This is a genomic window from Kitasatospora sp. NPDC114501 (assembly GCF_055633695.1).
In genome coordinates, this window is the sequence record NZ_JBVKDS010000026.1 from 12,929 (window position 1) to 32,175 (window position 19,247).

At 73.5% G+C, this 19,247-nt stretch carries 17 protein-coding genes; 10 read left to right on the forward strand and 7 right to left on the reverse strand.

Features of this window, described 5'->3' with window-relative positions; genetic code table 11:
* Positions 1-87: 87 nt before the first annotated feature.
* The 5 genes from ACZ7RU_RS34970 to ACZ7RU_RS34990 all read left to right on the forward strand — a co-directional run bounded on the left by ACZ7RU_RS34970 (position 88) and on the right by ACZ7RU_RS34990 (position 3,572).
* Positions 88-732: a helix-turn-helix domain-containing protein gene (locus tag ACZ7RU_RS34970; RefSeq protein ID WP_470345030.1), complete on the forward strand. Its 645-nt coding sequence runs from the start codon at positions 88-90 to the stop codon at positions 730-732.
* A 171-nt stretch (positions 733-903) separates the two neighbouring features.
* The gene (locus ACZ7RU_RS34975; protein ID WP_470345031.1) at positions 904-1,104 is read left to right on the forward strand and encodes a hypothetical protein; all 201 of its coding nucleotides are present in this window, start codon (positions 904-906) and stop codon (positions 1,102-1,104) included.
* A gap of 55 nt (positions 1,105-1,159) precedes the next feature.
* Positions 1,160-2,236 carry a radical SAM protein gene (locus tag ACZ7RU_RS34980; RefSeq protein ID WP_470345032.1) on the forward strand — a complete coding sequence of 359 codons (1,077 nt, stop codon included), beginning with the start codon at positions 1,160-1,162 and terminating at the stop codon, positions 2,234-2,236.
* A gap of 52 nt (positions 2,237-2,288) precedes the next feature.
* Positions 2,289-2,927, forward strand: a complete 639-nt coding sequence (locus ACZ7RU_RS34985; protein WP_470345033.1) for a hypothetical protein — start codon at positions 2,289-2,291, stop codon at positions 2,925-2,927.
* Positions 2,928-3,173: 246 nt separating this feature from the next.
* Entirely contained in the window at positions 3,174-3,572 is a 399-nt protein-coding gene (locus ACZ7RU_RS34990; RefSeq protein ID WP_470345034.1) for a hypothetical protein, read from the forward strand.
* 182 nt (positions 3,573-3,754) lie between these two features.
* On the opposite strand, the gene ACZ7RU_RS34995 is transcribed toward ACZ7RU_RS34990, so the two are convergent.
* The 4 genes from ACZ7RU_RS34995 to bioB are packed head-to-tail and all read right to left on the reverse strand — an operon-like array spanning position 3,755 to position 7,573.
* Positions 3,755-4,201: a hypothetical protein gene (locus ACZ7RU_RS34995; RefSeq protein WP_470345035.1), complete on the reverse strand. Its 447-nt coding sequence runs from the start codon at positions 4,199-4,201 to the stop codon at positions 3,755-3,757.
* Between the two features lie 52 nt (positions 4,202-4,253).
* Entirely contained in the window at positions 4,254-5,012 is a 759-nt protein-coding gene (bioD, locus tag ACZ7RU_RS35000; protein WP_470345036.1) for a dethiobiotin synthase, read from the reverse strand.
* Entirely contained in the window at positions 5,009-6,313 is a 1,305-nt protein-coding gene (locus ACZ7RU_RS35005; RefSeq protein WP_470345037.1) for an adenosylmethionine--8-amino-7-oxononanoate transaminase, read from the reverse strand. The genes bioD and ACZ7RU_RS35005 overlap by 4 nt, the downstream gene beginning before the upstream one ends.
* A 27-nt stretch (positions 6,314-6,340) precedes the next feature.
* Positions 6,341-7,573 (reverse strand): biotin synthase BioB, encoded by a 1,233-nt coding sequence (gene bioB, locus ACZ7RU_RS35010; RefSeq protein WP_470345038.1) that lies wholly within the window; start codon positions 7,571-7,573, stop codon positions 6,341-6,343.
* Between the two features lie 282 nt (positions 7,574-7,855).
* Between bioB and ACZ7RU_RS35015 the strand changes: the two genes are divergently transcribed.
* Positions 7,856-8,713: a hypothetical protein gene (locus ACZ7RU_RS35015; protein WP_470345039.1), complete on the forward strand. Its 858-nt coding sequence runs from the start codon at positions 7,856-7,858 to the stop codon at positions 8,711-8,713.
* A 111-nt stretch (positions 8,714-8,824) separates the two neighbouring features.
* On the opposite strand, the gene ACZ7RU_RS35020 is transcribed toward ACZ7RU_RS35015, so the two are convergent.
* Complete coding sequence (locus ACZ7RU_RS35020; protein ID WP_470345074.1) at positions 8,825-11,317, reverse strand: DEAD/DEAH box helicase; 2,493 nt, start codon at positions 11,315-11,317, stop codon at positions 8,825-8,827.
* A 171-nt stretch (positions 11,318-11,488) separates the two neighbouring features.
* On the opposite strand from ACZ7RU_RS35020, the gene ACZ7RU_RS35025 reads away from it, so the two are divergent.
* Positions 11,489-12,685 (forward strand): 8-amino-7-oxononanoate synthase, encoded by a 1,197-nt coding sequence (locus ACZ7RU_RS35025; protein ID WP_470345040.1) that lies wholly within the window; start codon positions 11,489-11,491, stop codon positions 12,683-12,685.
* Positions 12,686-12,690: 5 nt separating this feature from the next.
* Here the strand turns inward: ACZ7RU_RS35025 and ligD are convergent, their stop codons facing one another.
* Entirely contained in the window at positions 12,691-13,701 is a 1,011-nt protein-coding gene (gene ligD, locus ACZ7RU_RS35030) for a non-homologous end-joining DNA ligase (RefSeq protein WP_470345041.1), read from the reverse strand.
* 66 nt (positions 13,702-13,767) lie between these two features.
* Here ligD and ACZ7RU_RS35035 point away from each other — a divergent pair, with 66 nt between their 5' ends.
* A complete protein-coding gene (locus ACZ7RU_RS35035) occupies positions 13,768-14,829 on the forward strand; it encodes an ATP-dependent DNA ligase (protein ID WP_470345042.1) in 1,062 nt (353 codons plus the stop codon).
* Positions 14,830-14,901: 72 nt separating this feature from the next.
* Here the strand turns inward: ACZ7RU_RS35035 and ACZ7RU_RS35040 are convergent, their stop codons facing one another.
* Positions 14,902-16,329, reverse strand: coding sequence for a serine hydrolase domain-containing protein (locus ACZ7RU_RS35040; protein ID WP_470345043.1), 1,428 nt, complete (start codon positions 16,327-16,329; stop codon positions 14,902-14,904).
* A gap of 493 nt (positions 16,330-16,822) precedes the next feature.
* Here ACZ7RU_RS35040 and tdh point away from each other — a divergent pair, with 493 nt between their 5' ends.
* Entirely contained in the window at positions 16,823-17,851 is a 1,029-nt protein-coding gene (gene tdh / locus ACZ7RU_RS35045) for an L-threonine 3-dehydrogenase (RefSeq protein ID WP_470345044.1), read from the forward strand.
* Positions 17,852-17,905: 54 nt separating this feature from the next.
* Positions 17,906-19,099 (forward strand): glycine C-acetyltransferase, encoded by a 1,194-nt coding sequence (locus tag ACZ7RU_RS35050; RefSeq protein WP_470345045.1) that lies wholly within the window; start codon positions 17,906-17,908, stop codon positions 19,097-19,099.
* Positions 19,100-19,247: the final 148 nt, after the last annotated feature.

Sequence of the window (19,247 nt, forward strand, 5' to 3'; positions counted from 1 at the left end):
AGGTGCGGTGCTTCGCTACGCTGCCCCGTCCGTCGGTGTGCGTCCCGTACGGTATACCGAACAGTGCGGGGAGAGAAGAGGTCCAGCATGAACGATGCCGAGGAATCCGTCCGGGGCGTCCTCGCCGCCAACCTGAAGCGGGTGCGGGCCCAGCGCGGACTGTCGCTGTCCGAGCTGTCCCGGCAGGCCGGGGTCGGCAAGGCGACGCTCTCCCAGCTGGAGTCCGGGGCCGGCAACCCCACCCTGGAGACGGTGCTCGGGCTCTCCCGGGTGCTCGGCGTGCCGATCTCCGACCTGGTCGAGGCCCGGCCCGCCGACGAGGTCACAGTGGTTCGCGCGGCCGACACCGAGGTGCTCAGCGGACGGGGCGTCGACCTGCGTCCGTTGCGCCGGATCGAGTCCGGGGACGCGGTGTTCGAGATCTACGACCAGGTGGTGCGGATCGACGGCACCCAGATCTCCGGCGGCCACGGCGGTACCGAGCACACCGTCGTCCAGACCGGCCGGCTACGGGTGCGGGCGGGCCGCCGCGAGGTCGAACTCGGCCCGGGCGACTACATCGGCTTCGACGCCGCTCTGCCGCACAGCTACACCGCCGTGAGCGGCGAGCCGGTGCGCTCGGTGCTGCTGTTGCAGCACCGAGCGGAGCAGCACCTCCACCTCGCCGGCGCGATGGGCGACCCGGTGGGCGAAGAGCCGTCGCCCGGTCGCCCGGCGGGGCACGGGCACTGAGCCCGGTGGTTCACCGCCGTTCGGTTTGCCGAACAGGGGGCCTGGCAGGACGGCCGGCGCGGCAGCTCCTCCGGGTGGCCGTCAGGAGTGGCAGCGGTCGGTGGTGTGCGGAAGAGTCCTCGGCACGGCGAGGGGACCGAACCCTCGCGCCCACCCTCGAGGAGAGTCGCCATGAGCGCTCCGCAGAACGGTCCGCAGAACAGCCCGAGCGGCGTCGACGTCAAGCTGGACGAGCAGGGCCGCATCGTCGTCTCGCCCCAGCTGGCGAGCTTCGTGAGCACCGGGGGCGAGATGCCCTTCGACCCCCAGATGCGCAGCCATGTCACCAACGTCTGCCCCAACATGGTGGCCGGCTGCGGCGTTCCGATGTAGTCGGACCGACCCGACCGAGTAGTCGAACCGACCCGTCCGACGGAGAACCGCACCCATGACGCAGACCCTCACCGCGCCCGCTACCGGCGGGAGCACCTCCCCGGCGTTCCGCGCGCAGCTCGCGGAGTCCCTGACCGACCGGGCCCTGCACCTGATCGTCCTCCCCACCGAGCAGTGCAACTTCCGCTGCACCTACTGCTACGAGGACTTCACCGTCGGGCGGATGGACGAAGCCGTGGTCGGCGGCATCAAGCGGCTGATCGACCGGCGCGCCGCGGACCTGCGGCGCCTGGACGTCTCCTGGTTCGGCGGGGAGCCACTGCTCGCACGCCCGATCGTCGAGGAACTCTCCGCCCACCTGACCGACTTGGCCGCCGCCCGGCCCGGCCTCCACTACCGGGCCGACATGACCACCAACGGCTACCTGCTCGACACCGGGACCGCCCGCAGGCTCGCGGACCTCGGCGTCGACCGGTTCCAGATCTCCCTGGACGGCCCGGCCGAGGCCCACGACACCACCAGGCTGCGCGCGGACGGCCGCGGCTCGTTCGACCGGATCTGGCGGAACCTGCTGGCGATCCGGGACAGCGCACTGCCCGTCCGCGTGCTGCTGCGGGTCCACCTCACCCCCGCCAACCTGCCCCTGATGCCCGGGTTCCTCGCCCGGCTGCGCGACACCTTCCTGCGGGACGAGCGGTTCACGCTCCACCTCAAGCCGGTCGAGCGGATGGGCGGGCCGAACGACCGGACGATGGAGATCCTCGAACAGGGGCTGCGACCGCGGGTCCTGGACGAGCTGACCGCCGTGGCGTACGAGGGGCTCCCGGCTGCGCCGGAACCCGACGAGCTGCCCGTCTGCTACGCCGCCCGGCCGAACTCCCTGGTGATCCGGGCCGACGGCACCGTCGGCAAGTGCACGGTGGCACTCACCGACCCCGCCAACGCGATCGGCCGGCTGCTGCCGGACGGCACACTGCGGATCGACAACGAGCGCCTCGCCCCGTGGGTGCGAGGCTGGGCGGCCGGTGACGAGAACGCGGTGCACTGCCCGTACGCGGCGATGGACCGCCCGGCCCAGGCCCCGGCACTGCTGCAGATCGGGAGGAGGCCGGCGCCCGCCGCCCGGAGCTGACCGGACGGGCCGCCCCGGCCGGTTGTCGGTGCCGTGCGGCAGGATGACCGGCATGACGGACACACTCACGTGGCTCGCCGAACCCCAGTCGATCGCCTTCGGCGGCTACAGCGTCGTGCTGGCCCGCGGCCTGGAGCCGGAGGAGCTGGTGGCCCAGATCGCCGCGGGGTTCCCGAGGTGCAGCGCGCGCCCGCTCGGCGAACTCACCGCGCGGGACCTGGTCGAGGAGTACGAACTCGAGTTCCCCGGCGAGTTCGAGGACATCGCACTGCACCACGGGCGCACCGGGGACCTCGCCTTCGCGGTGGCGTACGGCTACTGGCAGGGCGAGCTGAGCGTCCCGCCGGCCGCCTCGCGCGGCGGCGCCGAGGTCTTCCACCTGGAGTTCGAGGAGGAGAACGGCAAGCCGGTGCCGCCGTTCTTCCACGGCTACCGGGACGGGCGGGAGATCTGCTTCCTCAACCTCCACCTGGACGGCAGCTGGGGCCCCGACGGCGTCGCGGGCGAGCCGGCCACCGCCGCCGCCCTGACGGCCGCCCTGGCGGCGGCCGGTCTGCCCGACCACGACCGCGACGACGACGACCTCCACCGCGCCTGCCTGGAGGTGCTCGGCCGCCACTTCGGGCTGGCCCTCCCGCGCGCCCTGGTGCGGGAGGCCGCGCTGCCGGCGGTGCTTCTGGAGGTCGACTGAGCGTCCCCCTGCCGAAAGCCCTGGCCCAGGCCGCGGGGGTCGCCTGGGAGCGGGACGACCCCGAGGCCGCAGCGGCGGTTCCCAGGGGCTTCGTCAACCGACGGCGGGCGTTTACGCCTTGGGGCGCGAACGGGGCGGGAACGGGCCGTGAATTGTTCCCGCTCCGGGTGGACTCCCCGGCCGGCCGCCGGGCCCTGCGGGCATCATGGGCCGCGACCGGGACGTCGCGGACCAGGGAGTCGACCGATGGGAAGGCCGAGGGCGGAGTTCGGCTGCGCGAAGTGCTACGGGGAGGACGAGAAGGCCGTGTGGGGGCGGCAGCGGGAGGGCTTCGAGCACGAGACGGAGGTGGTGGACGGCTCGCACTTCTCGGTCGATCTGCGGCGCTGCCGGGAGTGTGCGCAGCGGTTCGTGTGGATCTTCAGCGAGGTCGTCGACTGGATGGGCGGGGACGACGCCCAGTACGTGACGATCATGCCGGTGACCGCGGAAGAGGCCACCGGCCTGAGGACCGGAACCCTGCGCCCGCAGCAGCTCGGAGGGCTCGGCCGCGACCGCCGCCACCTGAACCACGACTGGCCCACCGGCGGCCCGGCGAGCGTGCAGTGGCGCTCCGGCCGCTTCCTGGTCAGGGAAGGCCGCTGAGCGGCGGGGAGTTCAGACGGCCCCGAACTCGCCCTCCGGCGAGTGCCATGGTCCACGTCCTCCTCTTCCTCGCCTCCTCGGCGGGCGGATTCGCCTTCGCCGCAGGGTGGATGAGGGCGTGCACACAGCCGGGCGGGCTTCGAGGAATTCTCGAAGCCCGCGCCGAATTCCCCACCTCGACCTCAGGATTCGTTGAGGGCGTAGCTGCGGAAGGTCGCCAGCAGTGGCAGCACCTCGGTCTTGCCGGGGTCGTCGGTGACGGCCCGCATCGCGTCGATCACCGTGTGGGCGATGATCTTCGTGACGGAGAGGTCGTCCGAGGGCGCGAGGGTGCCCCAGGCCTTCAGGGTCTGGGTGAGCAGGGCGCTCATCCGGGCGCCGATGTTGGAGCTGACGGCGTCGGAGATCTCGGCGATCTCCTCGTCGCTCATGGTGGCGCGCAACCCGAAGGCCAGCGCCATCAGGGTGTCCATCGCGTGCTCGCCGTACGCGGCGACCAGCGCCGGCAGCGGCCGTTCACCGGTGCCGCCCACCGCCAGGGCGGACAGCGCCTCGTCGTCGTCCTTCCACGCCGCCTCCAGGGCGGCCAGGGCCCGCAGGGCCTCGTCCACGGTCAGCCCGTCTGTCATGGAAGGAACGGTATTGAGCCGCCCGGGCTTCCGACAGGCCCGGGCGCCGGGATCACCCCTTCGAGCGAAGCGGGGCCGGTTCCGGCCGATGGACGTGCGCGAAGTGCTCCACGTCCCAGCCGCCGCCCAGCTCGGGAGCGAGCGAGGCGTACGCGAGGGCGGCGAAGTCCTCGGCGCCGCCCGCCCGTTCCGGCAGGGCGCCGAGCAGCGGGGCGCCGGCCGAGCGGGGCAGGTCGGCGAGGTTGCAGCGTTCGGCGAGGCCCGGGTCGGCGGGCCAGGAGCCGACCAGGACGCCGGCCAGGGGGAGTGCGCGCCGGGCCAGGGCCTCCGCCGTGAGGGCGACGATGTTGAGGGTGCCGAGCCCGGCCGAGGCGATCAGCAGGACCTCGGCCGGCAGCCCGGCGTCGAGCACGGCCCGGGCCTGGTCGGCGAGCGTGCGGCCCTCGTCGTCGTAGCGGACCAGCAGCCCGCCCGCGCCCTCCACCAGGACGAGATCGTGGGTGGAAGCCAGGTCGGCGACCTCGGACACCACCTCGCCGGGCGAGAGGTACGGCATCCCGGCCCGCCGGGCGGCGGTGTCGGGCGCCAGCGGCTCGGGGTAGCGGACCAGCTCACGGACCGTCAGATCGCCCGCGAGCCTGCGCACTTCGGCGGCGTCGCCCGGTTCGTCCGGCGACACGCCCGTCTGCCCGGGCTTGAGCACCGCGACCTTCAGGCCGGCCCGCAGCGCCGCCGAGGCGACCGCCGCGGTGGCGACCGTCTTGCCGACGTCCGTGTTGGTCCCCGTGACGAACAGGATGCGGGCGCTCATCCGGCCACCGCCGCGGCGGTCACGGCGGCGGCGATCCGCGCCACGTCCTCGTCCTCCGTCACATAGGGCGGCATGGTGTAGATCAGGTCCCGGAACGGCCGCAGCCAGACGCCTTCCGCCGCCGCCGCCGCGGTCGCCGCCGGGACGTCCACCGGGTGGTCCAACTGGACGACGCCGATGGCTCCCTGGGTCCGTACGTCGAGCACGCCGGGGACGTCCGCGGCCGCCGCGAGGCCCTCGGCGAGCCCGGCCCCGATCCGCTTCACCTCGCCCGACCAGTCCTGCCCGAGCAGCAGCTCCAGCGAGGCGTTGGCGACCGCGCAGGCCAGCGGGTTGCCCATGAACGTCGGCCCGTGCGCGAGCACCGGCACCTCGCCGCGGCTGATGCCGTCGGCGACCCCGCTCGTGCACAGCGTGGCGGCCAGCGTGAGGTACCCGCCGGTCAGCGCCTTGCCCAGGCACATCACGTCGGGCGAGACGCCCGCGTGGTCGGCGGCGAACAGCGCGCCGCTGCGCCCGAATCCGGTGGCGATCTCGTCGAAGACCAGCAGCACCCCGTGGCGGTCGCACAGTTCGCGCAGCATCCGCAGGTAGGCGGGGGAGTGGAAGCGCATCCCGCCCGCGCCCTGGACCACCGGCTCGACGATGACGGCGGCCAGCTCGTCCGCGTGACGGGCCATCAACTCCTCGAACCGCACGGCGTATTCGGGGTCGAGCGGGGCGTCGAACCCGGCCGGCGGCTCGGGGGCGAACAGCTGGCCGGGCAGCACCCCGCCCCACAGGTGGTGCATCCCGCCGTCCGGGTCGCAGACCGACATCGGGTGGAAGGTGTCCCCGTGGTAGCCGCCGCGCCAGGTGAGCAGCCGGCGCTTGGCCGGCCGCCCGACGGACTGCCAGTACTGGAGGCACATCTTCATCGCGACCTCGACGGCCACGGAGCCCGAGTCGGCGAGGAAGACGTGCCGCAGCGGCTCCGGGGTGATCTCCACCAGCGTGGCGGCCAGCCGGACGGCGGGCTCGTGGGTGAGCCCGCCGAACATCACATGGCTCATCCGCCCCAGCTGGTCGCGCACCGCCTCGTCCAGCACCGGGTGCCGGTAGCCGTGGATCGCCGCCCACCAGGACGACATCCCGTCGACCAGCTCGCGCCGCCCGCCCGCGACCGGCTCGGCCAGGCGCAGCCGCACCCCCGAGGCGGACTCGACCACGTACGGCGTGACGGTCCCGGGCATCGGCCCGTACGGGTGCCACACGTGGGCGCGGTCGAGGGCGAGCAGGGCGGCCGCGGACGGCTGGAGCATGGTGCGTTCTCCGGAGGGTCGGAACTGTCAGGCGTTGGGCGCGAGTTCGGTGCCGGCGCCGCGGCGGCGGACCTTCACGAGGTCGCTGCGCAGCTCGTCGTCCGAGGACTCCTCGACCGAGGACTCCTCGGCCGGGGAGGAGCCGTGCGCGTGCCCGCCGCACGGCCCGCAGCCGCCGCCGCCGCTGCCGCAGGCCGAGGCCGAGGCCGAGGCCGCGGTGCCGCAGCCGCCACCGGCCGCGGCCTCGGCGACGTCCGCGCGGTGGCGCGGCAGGGTGGCCTCGCCGGCGCCCTCGACCTCGAAGCCGGCGTCCTTGATCATGTCGAGGTCGGCCTGTCCGGCCTGGCCCTCGCTGGTCAGGTAGTCGCCGAGGAAGATGGAGTTGGCGATGTGCAGGCCGAGCGGCTGCATCGAGCGCAGGTGCACCTCGCGCCCGCCCGCGATCCGCACCTCGGTGTCCGGGTTGACGAAGCGGACCATCGCCAGGATGCGCAGGCAGCGCTGCGGGCTGAGGTTCCACTCCTTGGCGAGCGGGGTGCCCTCGAACGGGATCAGGAAGTTGACCGGGACGGAGTCCGAACCGAGCTCGCGCAGTGCGAAGACGACGTCGACCAGGTCCTCGTCGCTCTCGCCCATGCCGGCGATCAGTCCGGAGCAGGCGGACAGGCCCGCGCCGTGCGCCTTCCGCACGGTGTCCACCCGGTCCGCGTAGGTGTGGGTGGTGGTGATGTCGCCGTAGGTGCCCTCGGAGGTGTTGAGGTTGTGGTTGTAGGCGTCGGCGCCGGCCGCCTTGAGCCGCTCCGCCTGGTTGTCGGAGAGCAGGCCGAGGCAGACGCAGATCTCGACCTCGGGGTCGGCGTCCTTGATGGCGGCCATGGTGTCGGTGACCCGGTCGATGTCGCGGTCCGTCGGGCCGCGGCCGCTGGCGACCAGGCAGACCCGCTTGGCGCCGCCGGCCACCCCGGCGCGGGCCGCGTCGGCGGCCTGGTCGGGCTTGAGCCAGGTGTACTTGAGGATCTCGGCCTTGGACCCGAGCCGCTGCGAGCAGTACGAGCAGTCCTCCGGGCAGAGCCCGCTCTTCAGGTTCACCAGGTAGTTGAGCTTGACCCGACGGCCGAACCAGCGGCGGCGCACCTTGCCGGCCGCGGCGACCACGTCGAGCAGCTCGTCGTCGGTGGTGGCGAGGACGGCCAGGGCCTCCTCGCGGGTCGGGACTTCGCCGCGCAGGCCCTTGGCCGTGAGGGTATCGAGCAGATCCATGGGGTGATCCTGCCTGGTGGTGATCGGGCGGCGCCAGAGCAAACCCGCCAGAAGATCCGGGTGAGGATGTGCCGATTGCCACAGTGTCGAAGCTCACGGCTCCGCCGCTGGTCACGCGCTTGACGTCGCGCCCGAGCGCCGGTTACCGGCGGGTAGTGAGCGGATGGCGGACGGCCCGGCGGACGGCTCCGGCGGACGGTGATCCACAACGTCCGCGGGCGATGATCCACAACTCCCGACCCAGTGATCCACGCCACCCCGGGGGTGCTTAGAATCTGCGCCATGACCACGCAGGGGGAGCGCACCCCGACTCCGGGAGAGGGCCGGGAAGGCCGGGCAGAACAGCGGGTCGGCGGGGGCGCCGACGTCGACGGGGGGACGGACCGCAGGCGGCGCGGCCGACGGCTGACGGCCCGTCGGGCGGCCGGCTGGATCGTCGTGGTCGGAGTGGTCGCGGGCGGGGGATGGATCATCACCCGCCCGATGCCCGGCGACTACATACCCGGGCTGGGCCCGTCCAGCAAGGACTCCTCCGCGACGCCGCGCGTGGTGGGCACCCCGCCGCCGCTCACCGACCCCGAGGCCCTCAACGTCGACAACCTCTTCCCCGCCCAGCGGCCGGTCGAGGTCGGCGCCTACAAGGCGCGGCGCAACGGCGTCCGGCAGGGCGAGAACTGCGTCGAGGCGCTCCAGGACAGGACCCAGGACCCGCTGAAGGAGACCGGCTGCCAGGGCTACCTGGCCGTCAGCTTCAGCGGCCAGGACCGCCCGGTGCTCAGCAGCGTCACCCTGCTGCGCTTCCCCGACCAGCCCTCCGCCGCCAGGGCCGCCGACGCGCTGCGGGCCAAGCCCGGCGCGGTCGCCTTCATCCTCGCCGACGCCAGCACCGCCCCCACCCCGCCCCCCGGCGGCACCAAACCGGGTGGCGAGCCGCGGATCGAGGCGGTCGGGCACTACGTGACCGTCACCAGCTCGCGGCCGGGCGACGGCCGCCCGGCGGGCGCCCCCGCGGGCGGCACCGCGGCGCCGACCGCGCCGGTCCCGCCGACCGCCGGCGCGACGCCCGGCCCCGAGCAGAGCCTGGACGAGGCCACCCGCGCGCTGTCCTACGCGGCGGGCTCGCCGTTCGTCTGGATGTGACGACCCGCCGAACGACGACCCGCTGAACGCGCGGATCCCCCGGAGGCCGAGGCCTGCGGGGGATCCGTGACGGTCGGGCGCCCGGGGGATCCGTGACGGTCGGGCGCCGGCTCAGCCGCCGAGCCGGTCCACCGAGGTCACCCGCAGCACCGCCCGGCCCTCCTCGTCCGAGCCGTACAGGTCGACCTCGGCGCTGATGCCCCAGTCGTGGTCGCCCTCCGGGTCGTCGAAGATCTGCCGGACCCGCCAGGAGGAGTCCTCCTCCTCGATGATCAGCATCTTCGGGCCGCGCGCGTCCGGGCCGGTGCCGAGGTCGTCGTACTCCTCCCAGTACCCGTCCATGGCGTCCGCCCAGCGGTCCGCGTCCCAGCCGTACTCGCCGTCCAGCTCGCCGAGCGCGTCCCAGTGCTCCAGCGCGCACAGCTCGACCCGGCGGAACATCTCGTTGCGCACCAGGACGCGGAAGGCGCGGGCGTTGGCGGTGACCGGCGCAGGCTTGTCGTCCAGGCGCACCTCGGCGGCCTGCGGCTCGGTCGGGTTGGCCAGCTGCTCCCATTCGTCCAGCAGGCTGGAGTCGACCTGGCGGACCAGCTCGCCGAGCCAGGCGATGACGTCCTTGAGGTCGTCGGTCTTCACGTCCTCGGGGACGGTCTGCTCCAGCGCCTTGAACGCGCCGGCCAGGTAGCGCAGCACGATGCCCTCGGTGCGGGCCAGCTCGTAGAAGCCGACGTAGTCCGAGAAGGTCATCGCCCGCTCGTACAGGTCGCGGACCACCGACTTCGGCTGGAGCCGGTGGTCGCCGATCCACGGGTGCGCCCGGCGGTACACCTCGTAGGCGTGGGTGAGCAGCTCCTCCAGCGGCTTCGGGTAGGTGATCTCCTGGAGCCGCTCCATCCGCTCCTCGTACTCGACGCCGTCCCGCTTCATCTCGCCGACGGCCTCGCCGCGCGCCTTGTTCTGCTGTGCGGCGAGGATCTGGCGCGGGTCGTCGAGGGTCGCCTCGACGACGGAGACCACGTCCATCGCGTACGAGGGCGAGGTCGGGTCGAGCAGCTCGAAGGAGGCCAGCGCGAAGGTGGACAGCGGCTGGTTGAGCGCGAAGTTCTCCTGGAGGTCCAGGGTGAGCCGGACGATCCGGCCCTCGGAGTCCGGCTCCGGCAGCCGCTCCACCACGCCGCCCTCCAGCAGCGAGCGGTAGATGGCGATCGCGGTGCGGATGTGGCGGCGCTGCGCGGCCCGGTCCTCGTGGTTGTCGGTCAGCAGCTTGCGCATCGCCTCGAAGGCGTTGCCCGGGCGGCCGATCACCGACAGCAGCATCGCGTGGCTGACCCTGAACCGGGAGACCAGCGGCTCCGGGTCGGCGCCGATCAGCTTGTCGAAGGTCTCCTCGGTCCAGCCGACGAAGCCCTCCGGGGCCTTCTTCCGGACGACCTTGCGCTTCTTCTTCGGGTCGTCCCCGGCCTTGGCGATCGCCTTGTCGTTCTCGATCACGTGCTCCGGCGCCTGCGCCACCACCTGGCCGACGGTGTCGAAGCCGGCCCGGCCGGCCCGGCCGGCGATCTGGTGGAACTCGCGGGCGCGCAGGATGCGCACCCGGTTGCCGTCGTACTTGGACAGCGCGGTGAACAGCACCGTGCGGATCGGCACATTGACGCCGACGCCGAGCGTGTCGGTGCCGCAGATGACCTTCAACAGGCCCGCCTGGGCGAGGCGTTCGACCAGGCGGCGGTACTTCGGCAGCATGCCCGCGTGGTGCACGCCGATGCCGTGGCGCACGTAACGGGACAGGTTGCGGCCGAACTTGGTGGTGAAGCGGAAGTTGCCGATCAGGTCGGCGATGGCCTCCTTCTCCGCCTTCGAGCACATGTTGATGCTCATCAGCGACTGGGCCCGCTCCACCGCCTCCTTCTGGGTGAAGTGCACGACGTAGACCGGCGCCTGGCCGGTCTGCAGCAGCTCCTCCAGGGTGTCGTGCATCGTGGTGCGGCGGTACTCGTAGAACAGCGGCACCGGGCGGGTCGCGTTGCGCACCACCGTGGTCGGCCGGCCCGTGCGGCGGGTCAGGTCCTCCTCGAAGCGGCGGACGTCGCCGAGCGTCGCGGACATCAGCAGGAACTGCGCCTGCGGCAGCTCCAGCAGCGGGATCTGCCAGGCCCAGCCGCGGTCCGGCTCGGCGTAGAAGTGGAACTCGTCCATGACCACCTGGCCGATGTCCGCCCGGGTGCCGTCGCGCAGCGCGATCTGGGCGAGCACCTCGGCGGTGCAGCAGATGATCGGCGCGGTCGGGTTCACGCTCGCGTCGCCGGTCATCATGCCGACCTGCTCGGTGCCGAACATCTTCACCAGGTCGAAGAACTTCTCCGACACCAGCGCCTTGATCGGGGCGGTGTAGAAGGTCCGCTGCCCCTCCGCCAGCGCCGCGAAGTGCGCGCCCGCCGCCACCAGGCTCTTGCCCGAGCCGGTCGGCGTCGCCAGGATCACGTTGTTCCCGGACACCAGCTCGATCAGCGCCTCCTCCTGCGCCGGGTACAGCGTGATCCCGCGTTCCTCCGCCCAGGCTGCGAACGTCTCGTACAGCGCGTCGGGGGTGGCGGGCTTCGGCATCAGATCAAGGAGGGTCACCCGGCTATCTTGCCTGCTCGCCGCCACCCCGGGCAAAGCCCCGGCCGGGCGGGCGCCGGTGACCGGCTTGTGGTGACCGGCCAGCCGGGCGCGCCGATCATGTGCCGAGAGGCACATTGATCCCCGTTCGCGACGCGTGCCAGAGTGCCGGGCATGAACCATCCGCTCGCGGCCGAGCCGCGCACCGCCCCCGCCGCCCCCGCGCGCGTGTTCGACTGGCTCGACGAGACGGCCGCGATGCGGGCGGAGGCCGGGCTGACGCGCACGTTGCGCAGCCGGGCGGCGGACGACGGGGTGCTGGACCTCGCGGGCAACGACTACCTGGGGCTGACCAGGCATCCGGTGGTCGCCAGGGCGGCCGCCGACGCGGCGCTGCGCTGGGGCGGGGGGTCGACGGGCTCGCGGCTGGTCACCGGGACGACCGCGCTGCACACCGAACTGGAGGAGGAGCTGGCCGAGTTCTGCGGGGTGGAGGCCGCGCTGGTGTTCTCCTCCGGCTACACGGCCAACCTCGCGGCGCTGACCGCGCTCACCGACCCGGACACCCTGATCGTCTCCGACGCCTACAACCACGCCTCGCTGATCGACGGCTGCCGGCTCTCCCGGGCCGACGTCCACCGCGCCCCGCACGCCGACCCGGCGGCCGTCGCCGAGGCGCTCGCCGGGCGGGAGCGGCGGCGGGCGCTGGTGGTCACCGACTCGGTGTTCTCGGTGGACGGCGACGCGGCCCCGCTGCCCGCGCTGTCCGCCGTCGCCCGCGCGCACGGCGCCGCGCTACTGGTGGACGACGCGCACGGGCTGGGCGTGCTCGGCCCCGGCGGCACCGGCGCGCTCGCCGCGGCAGGGCTCGCCGGGCAGCCGGACACCGTGGCCACCGCCACCCTCTCCAAGTCGCTCGGCTCGCAGGGGGGCGCCGTCCTCGGCCCGCGCCGGGTGATCCGCCACCTCACCGAGACCGCCCGCACCTTCATCTTCGACACCGGCCTCGCCCCGGCCGCCGCCGGCGCCGCCCTCGCCGCCCTGCGGCTGCTGCGCGCCGAGCCCGCCCGCGCCGAGCGCGCCCGCGAGGTCGCCCGCACCCTGGCCCGGCGGCTCACCGCGGAAGGCCTGCACAGCTGCGAGCCCGAGGCCGCCGTGGTCTCCGTCCGCGCCCCCGGCCCCGAGGCCGCCGCCGCCTGGGCCGCCGACTGCCGCCGGGCCGGCCTCGCCGTCGGCTGCTTCCGCCCGCCGTCCGTCCCGGACGGCGTCTCCCGGCTGCGGCTGACCGCCCGCGGGGACCTGACGGACGGGCAGATCGCCGAGGCCGTGCGCATCGTCGCCGAGCTGGCCCCGGCCGGCGCGCGGCAGTAGCGGGGCTAAGCGTTCTTCTTCGCCCGGCTGGGCTGGACCCGGGTGGGTTCGCCGGCGGCCTTGGGGTGGTCGGGCGGGTAGGGGAGTTCGCCGAGGCCCTCGTCGTGGAGCTGCTTGTCGTAGAGCTCCAGCAGGGCCTCCAGGCGGAACGCGTGCTGCTCCATCTCGGCGTTCAGGTCGCCGATTTCGGCGAAGCGGGCGGGGACGGTGCGCAGGTCGAAGTCCTCGGGGACGGCGTCGTCCAGCTCCTCCCAGCGCAGCGGGGTGGAGGCGGTGGCGCGGGGGCGGGCGCGCAGGGAGTAGGCGGAGGCGATGGTGCGGTCGCGGGCCATCTGGTTGTAGTCGACGAAGATCCGCTCGCCGCGCTCCTCCTTCCACCACGCGGTGGTGACCTTCCCGGGCATCCGCTGCTCCAGCACCCGGCCGAGCGCGATCACCGCGTGCCGTCCGTCGGTGAAGGTCCACTCGGGCGCCAGCGGCACGTAGACGTGCAGTCCGCGCCCGCCGGAGGACTTGGGCCAGCCGCGCAGCCCGTACTCCTCCAGCAGGGCGCGCAGCTCGTGGGCGGCGCGGACGGCGTCGTGGAAGTCGGTGCCGGGCTGCGGGTCGAGGTCGATGCGCAGCTCGTCCACGTGGTCGGTGTCGGAGCGCCGCACCGGCCAGGGGTGGAAGGTCAAGCAGCCCAGGTTGGCCGCCCACAGCACGGCGGCCGGCTCGGTCGGGCAGATCTCGTCGGCGGAGCGGCCGGACGGGAACTCGATCCGGGCGGTGGGCAGCCACTCCGGCAGGCCCTTGGGCGCGCGCTTCTGGTAGAAGAACTCGCCCTCCACCCCGTCCGGGAAGCGTTGCAGGGTGGTCGGCCGCTCGCGCAGCCCGCGCAGCACCCCGTCGGCGACGGCCAGGTAGTACTGCGCGACGTCCAGCTTGGTGAAGCCGCGCTCGGGGTAGTACACCTTGTCCGGGTTCGAGAGCCGGACGGTGCGCCCGGCGACATCCAGTTCCACGGCTGAGCCCATGCCCCACACGCTAAGCGCCGTACGCCCGGCGCGCGCCCCGAGGCGAACCGGGCGAGGATCGGACGCATGGACCTGCCCGTGATGCCGCCGGTGGCGCCGATGCTCGCCAAGTCGGTGGCCAAGATCCCGCCCGGGATGCAGTACGAGGCCAAGTGGGACGGCTTCCGCTCGATCGTGTTCCGCGACGGCGACGAGGTGGAGCTCGGCAGCCGCACCGGCAAGCCGCTGACCAGGTACTTCCCCGAGCTGGTCGAGGCGTTCCGGCGGGAGCTGCCGCCGCGCTGCGTGCTGGACGGCGAGGTGGTGATCGCCCGGGACGGCCGGCTGCGCTTCGAGGAGCTGCTGGAGCGCATCCACCCCGCCGCGAGCCGGGTGAGGCTGCTCGCCGAGCGGACCCCGGCCTCCTTCGTCGCCTTCGACCTGCTCGCCCTCGGCGACGACTCCCTGCTGGACGAGCCGCTGGCGGTGCGCCGCCCGGCGCTGGAGGCCGCGCTCGCGGGCGCCGCCGACCCGGTGTTCACCGCGCCCGCCGCCACCGACCTCGACCTGGCCCGGAGCTGGTTCGACGAGTTCGAGGGCGCCGGGCTGGACGGGGTGGTCGCCAAGCCGCTGGACCAGCCGTACCGGCCGGGGGAGCGGACCATGTTCAAGGTCAAGCACGAGCGCACCGCCGACTGCGTGCTGGCCGGCTACCGCGAGCACAAGAGCGGACCGGTGGTCGGCTCGCTGCTGCTGGGCATCTTCGACGACGACGGCAGGCTCCAGCACGTCGGCGTCTGCGCCGCCTTCCCGATGGCCCGCCGCCGTGAACTCGTCGAGGAACTGGCCCCGTTGCGGATGGACGACCTCTCCCGGCACCCCTGGGGCGGCTGGGCGGACGAGGCCGCGCACGCCGAGGGCCGGCTGCCCGGCGCGGTCAGCCGCTGGACCGGCGGCAAGGACCTCTCCTGGATCGCGCTGCGCCCCGAGCGGGTGGTCGAGGTGGCGTACGACCACATGGAGGGCACCCGGTTCCGGCACACCGCGCAGTTCCGCCGCTGGCGGCCGGACCGCACACCGGAGAGCTGCACCTACGCACAGCTGGAGGAGCCGGTCTCGTACGACCTCGGCAAGGTGCTGGGGGGCTGACGGAGTACGGGAGGCCCGACCCGGGCGGCCGGGTCGGGCCTCCCGCGCGGCTTCAGGTGCTTCAGGCGCGGCTCAGGAGACGTGCAGCGTGGCGGTGCCGGTGGGCGTGCCGGGCGCGGTCGCCGTGGGCGAGACCCTCGGCGAGGGGGACGCGGTGGGCGAGACCGTCGGGGACGGGGAGGCCGTGGGCGAGGCCGTCGGCGAGCCCGAGCCGGGCGGGGTGGGCAGCGTGTAGACGTTGTTCGGCGAGACGATCCGGGTGATCGCCCGGGCCAGGAACGTCGAGGGTTCCGACTCGTCGTGGGTGATGTCGGTGTTGAGCAGGATGGCCAGGCCGGCCCTGGCCTGCGGCAGGTAGAGCACCACGCTCTCGTACCCGGGCAGCGAGCCGTTGTGGCCCATCCACCCGTGGGTGGTGAAGATGCCGAAGCCGTAGCCGAGGTCGGGGGAGTCCCCGACGGGCTTGAACTTCAGCCGCTCCGCCTGGGTGGCGGGTTTGAGCAGCGGCTGGCCGGTGGCCAGCGCCTTCGACCAGGTCTGGAGGTCGGCGAGGTTGGAGACGGCGGCGCCGGCCGCCCAGCCCCAGGACGGGTTCCAGGCGGTGGAGTCCTCGACCGCGCCGCTGAGCGTCTGGTCGGTGTAGCCGTGGGCGTGCGGGTCCGGGAAGGCCGCGTCGGTCGGCAGGCTCGTCCTGGAGAGCCCGGCCGGGGTGAACACCTGCTGCTTGAGGAAGTCCTGGAGCGGCTGCCCGCCGGCCTTCTCGACGACCAGGCCGAGCAGGACCAGGTTGGTGTTCGAATATTCGAACCTGGCGCCCGGCGCGAAGTCCGCCGGGTGCTTGAACGCGTAGCCGAGCAGCTGGTCCGGGGTGAACGGGCGGTCCGGGTCCTTGAAGAACGCCTGCTGGAAGTCGTTGTCCAGGGTGTAGTTGAACAGTCCGCTGCGCATCTCGCCGAGCTGGCGCAGGGTGATCCCGTCGCCGCCGGGCACGCTCGGGACGTACTTGGAGACGGGGTCGTCCAGCCGCAGCTTGCCCTGGTCCACGAGCCGCAGGACGGCGGTGGTGGTGAAGGTCTTGGTCACGCTGCCGATCCGCATGTACAGGTCGGGGGACATCGCCGTCCCGGCGCTCCGGTCGGCGACGCCGAAGGTGCGCTGATAGCTGCCGTCGGGGGTGGTGTAGCCGACGATCACCCCCGGGATGTCGGCCTCGCTCATCACCTGCTTGATCGCGCTGTCCAGCCGCGCCTCGACGTCCGGGGTGAGCGGCACCACCCCGCCGGAGGGGCTGCCGGACGGCTTGGCGGTCGGGCTGAGCGCGGCCGGTTCGGCGGTGACCGCCGAACCGGCCTGTCGCGCGGGCTTCGCGTCACCGGAGCAGCCGGAGACGGCGAGCAGTCCGGTCAGCGCGAGGGCGGCGGAGGCCGCCCGTACGGACCGGGGGACGGCCGGGCGCGGGGAGCGGGGAACGGCCGGTCGGGGCCGTCGGGTGTCGGTCATCGGCGCAGTCGGGCCTCTCTGGGGCGGACGGCCCCGTGGCGAAGGGCCCCGGAGGGCGGCTCGGCCGGGCCGGAGCGACGTTCCACGGGGCGAGGGGGATCGCCGCCACCGTAAGCACCGCCGCCGGAGGGCCGCGCGCGGGTCGCGGCCCGACTGGACCGAACGGGAGCGCGGGTCAGCCGAGTGCCCCGCCCGGCTGGTGAGGTGCTGTCGGGTACCCCGGCCGGCCCGTCGGTCGGGGTCGTGGCAGCGGCCCCGCGCTCGGCCGGACGGGTGAGCACCGGCACGCCGCGCCCGCCGCCGGGCGCTGCTCGGGCACGATCGTTCAGCCCAGCTGTGGCCGCCCTTAAGAATTCCTCGATGGACCGCACCGCCTCCGACCAGGCAGATTGCTGCCTGCCCGGAGCGCGCCCGTCAGGAGCGGCCGAACCGGGCCACCTCGGCCTGCCCGACCCCCGAAGGCCGTCCCCCGCGTACGTCAGGAGCCGTCGCCGTGAAGGCACTCGTCAAGCAGCAGGCCGAGCCCGGCCTCTGGATGATCGATGTCCCGAAGCCCGAGATCGGCCCCGGCGAGGTGCTGATCAAGGTGCTGCGGACCGGCATCTGCGGCACCGACCTGCACATCCGCAAGTGGGACGGCTGGGCCCAGCAGACCATCCGGACCCCGCTGGTGCTCGGCCACGAGTTCGTCGGCGAGGTCGCCGAGACCGGCGCCGGCGTCGCGGACATCGCGGTCGGCGACCTGGTCAGCGGCGAGGGCCACCTGGTCTGCGGCAAGTGCCGCAACTGCCTGGCCGGCCGCCGCCACCTGTGCCGCAACACCGTCGGCCTGGGCGTCAACCGCGACGGCGCGTTCGCCGAGTACGTGGCCCTGCCCGCCTCCAACGTCTGGGTGCACCGGGTGCCGGTCGACCTGGACGTGGCCGCGATCTTCGACCCGTTCGGCAACGCCGTGCACACCGCGCTGTCCTTCCCGCTGGTCGGCGAGGACGTGCTGGTCACCGGCGCCGGCCCGATCGGCATCATGGCCGCCGCCGTCGCCAAGCACGCCGGCGCCCGCAACGTGATGATCACCGACGTCTCCCCGTACCGCCTCGACCTGGCCCGCCGGGTCGGCGTGACGCTGGCGCTCGACGTCTCCGAGCACACCATCGAGGAGGGCCAGCAGAAGCTGGGCCTGCGCGAGGGCTTCGACGTCGGCCTGGAGATGTCCGGCCGCCCCGAGGCGATGCAGTCGATGATCGCCAACATGACCCACGGCGGGAAGATCGCCATGCTCGGCCTGCCCGCCGAGCAGTTCCCGGTGGACTGGGCCTCGATCGTCACCTCGATGATCACCATCAAGGGCATCTACGGCCGCGAGATGTTCGAGACCTGGTACGCGATGTCCGTGCTGCTGGAGGGCGGCCTGGACCTCAGCCCGGTGATCACCGGCCGCTACGCCGCCGCCGACTTCGAGGCCGCCTTCGACGACGCCGCGAGCGGCAACTGCGGCAAGATCATCCTCGACTGGACCGCCTGAGCCCGGCCCGGGCCCCACCGAACAGCCCCCGCCGAACTGCTGAAGGAGACCGCAGTGTTCGACAACGTGCGTGCCGACGTCGCCGCCACCCTGGACGAGATCCGCGAGGCGGGCCTGTTCAAGCCCGAGCGGGTGATCGGCACCCCGCAGAGCGCCGCGGTCACCGTGACCGGCGGCGGCCGCCCGGGCGAGGTGCTGAACTTCTGCGCCAACAACTACCTCGGCCTGGCCGACCACCCCGAGGTGCTCGCCGCGGCCAAGGACGCCCTGGACCGCTGGGGCTACGGCATGGCCTCGGTCCGCTTCATCTGCGGCACCCAGGACGTCCACAAGGAGCTGGAGGACCGCCTCTCGGCCTTCCTCGGCCAGGAGGACACGATCCTCTACTCCTCCTGCTTCGACGCCAACGGCGGTGTCTTCGAGACCCTGCTCGACGCGAGCGACGCCGTCATCTCCGACGCGCTGAACCACGCCAGCATCATCGACGGCATCCGGCTCAGCAAGGCCCGCCGCCACCGCTACGCCAACCGCGACATGGCCGACCTGGAGAAGCAGCTCCAGGACACCCAGGACGCCCGCCGCCGCCTGATCGTCACCGACGGCGTGTTCTCGATGGACGGCTACGTCGCCCCGCTGCGCGAGATCTGCGACCTGGCCGACCGCTACGACGCCATGGTCATGGTCGACGACTCGCACGCCGTCGGCTTCGTCGGCGCCGGCGGCCGCGGCACCCCCGAGCTGCACGGCGTGATGGACCGCGTGGACATCATCACCGGCACCCTCGGCAAGGCCCTCGGCGGCGCCTCCGGCGGCTACGTCGCCGCCCGCCGGGAGATCGTCGCCCTGCTGCGCCAGCGCTCCCGCCCGTACCTGTTCTCCAACTCGCTGGCCCCGGTGATCGCGGCCGCCTCGCTGAAGGTGCTCGACCTGGTCGAGCAGTCCAACGAACTGCGCGAGCGGCTGGCGGCCAACACCGCGCTGTTCCGCACCAGGATGACCGAGGCCGGCTTCGAGATCCTGCCCGGCGACCACCCGATCGCCCCGGTGATGATCGGCGACGCGGCCGAGGCCGGCAAGCTCGCCGAACTGCTGCTGGAGCGCGGCGTGTACGTGATCGGCTTCTCCTACCCGGTGGTGCCGCACGGCCAGGCCCGGATCCGCGTGCAGCTGTCCGCCGCGCACTCCACCGAGGACGTCGAGCGCGCCGTCGCGGCCTTCGTGGACGCGCGCGCCGCGCTGGGGGAGTAACCCCCGGCCACCAGCCGCCCGTGGGCCGGACCGCTCGGAACCGGACCGGCCCACGGGCTCACAACTCCCGTGCGGCGGGGGCGAACCGATTCGCCCCCGCCGCACGGACCAGAGACCATCCGCCCCACCCTCCCGCTGCGGGGGCGGG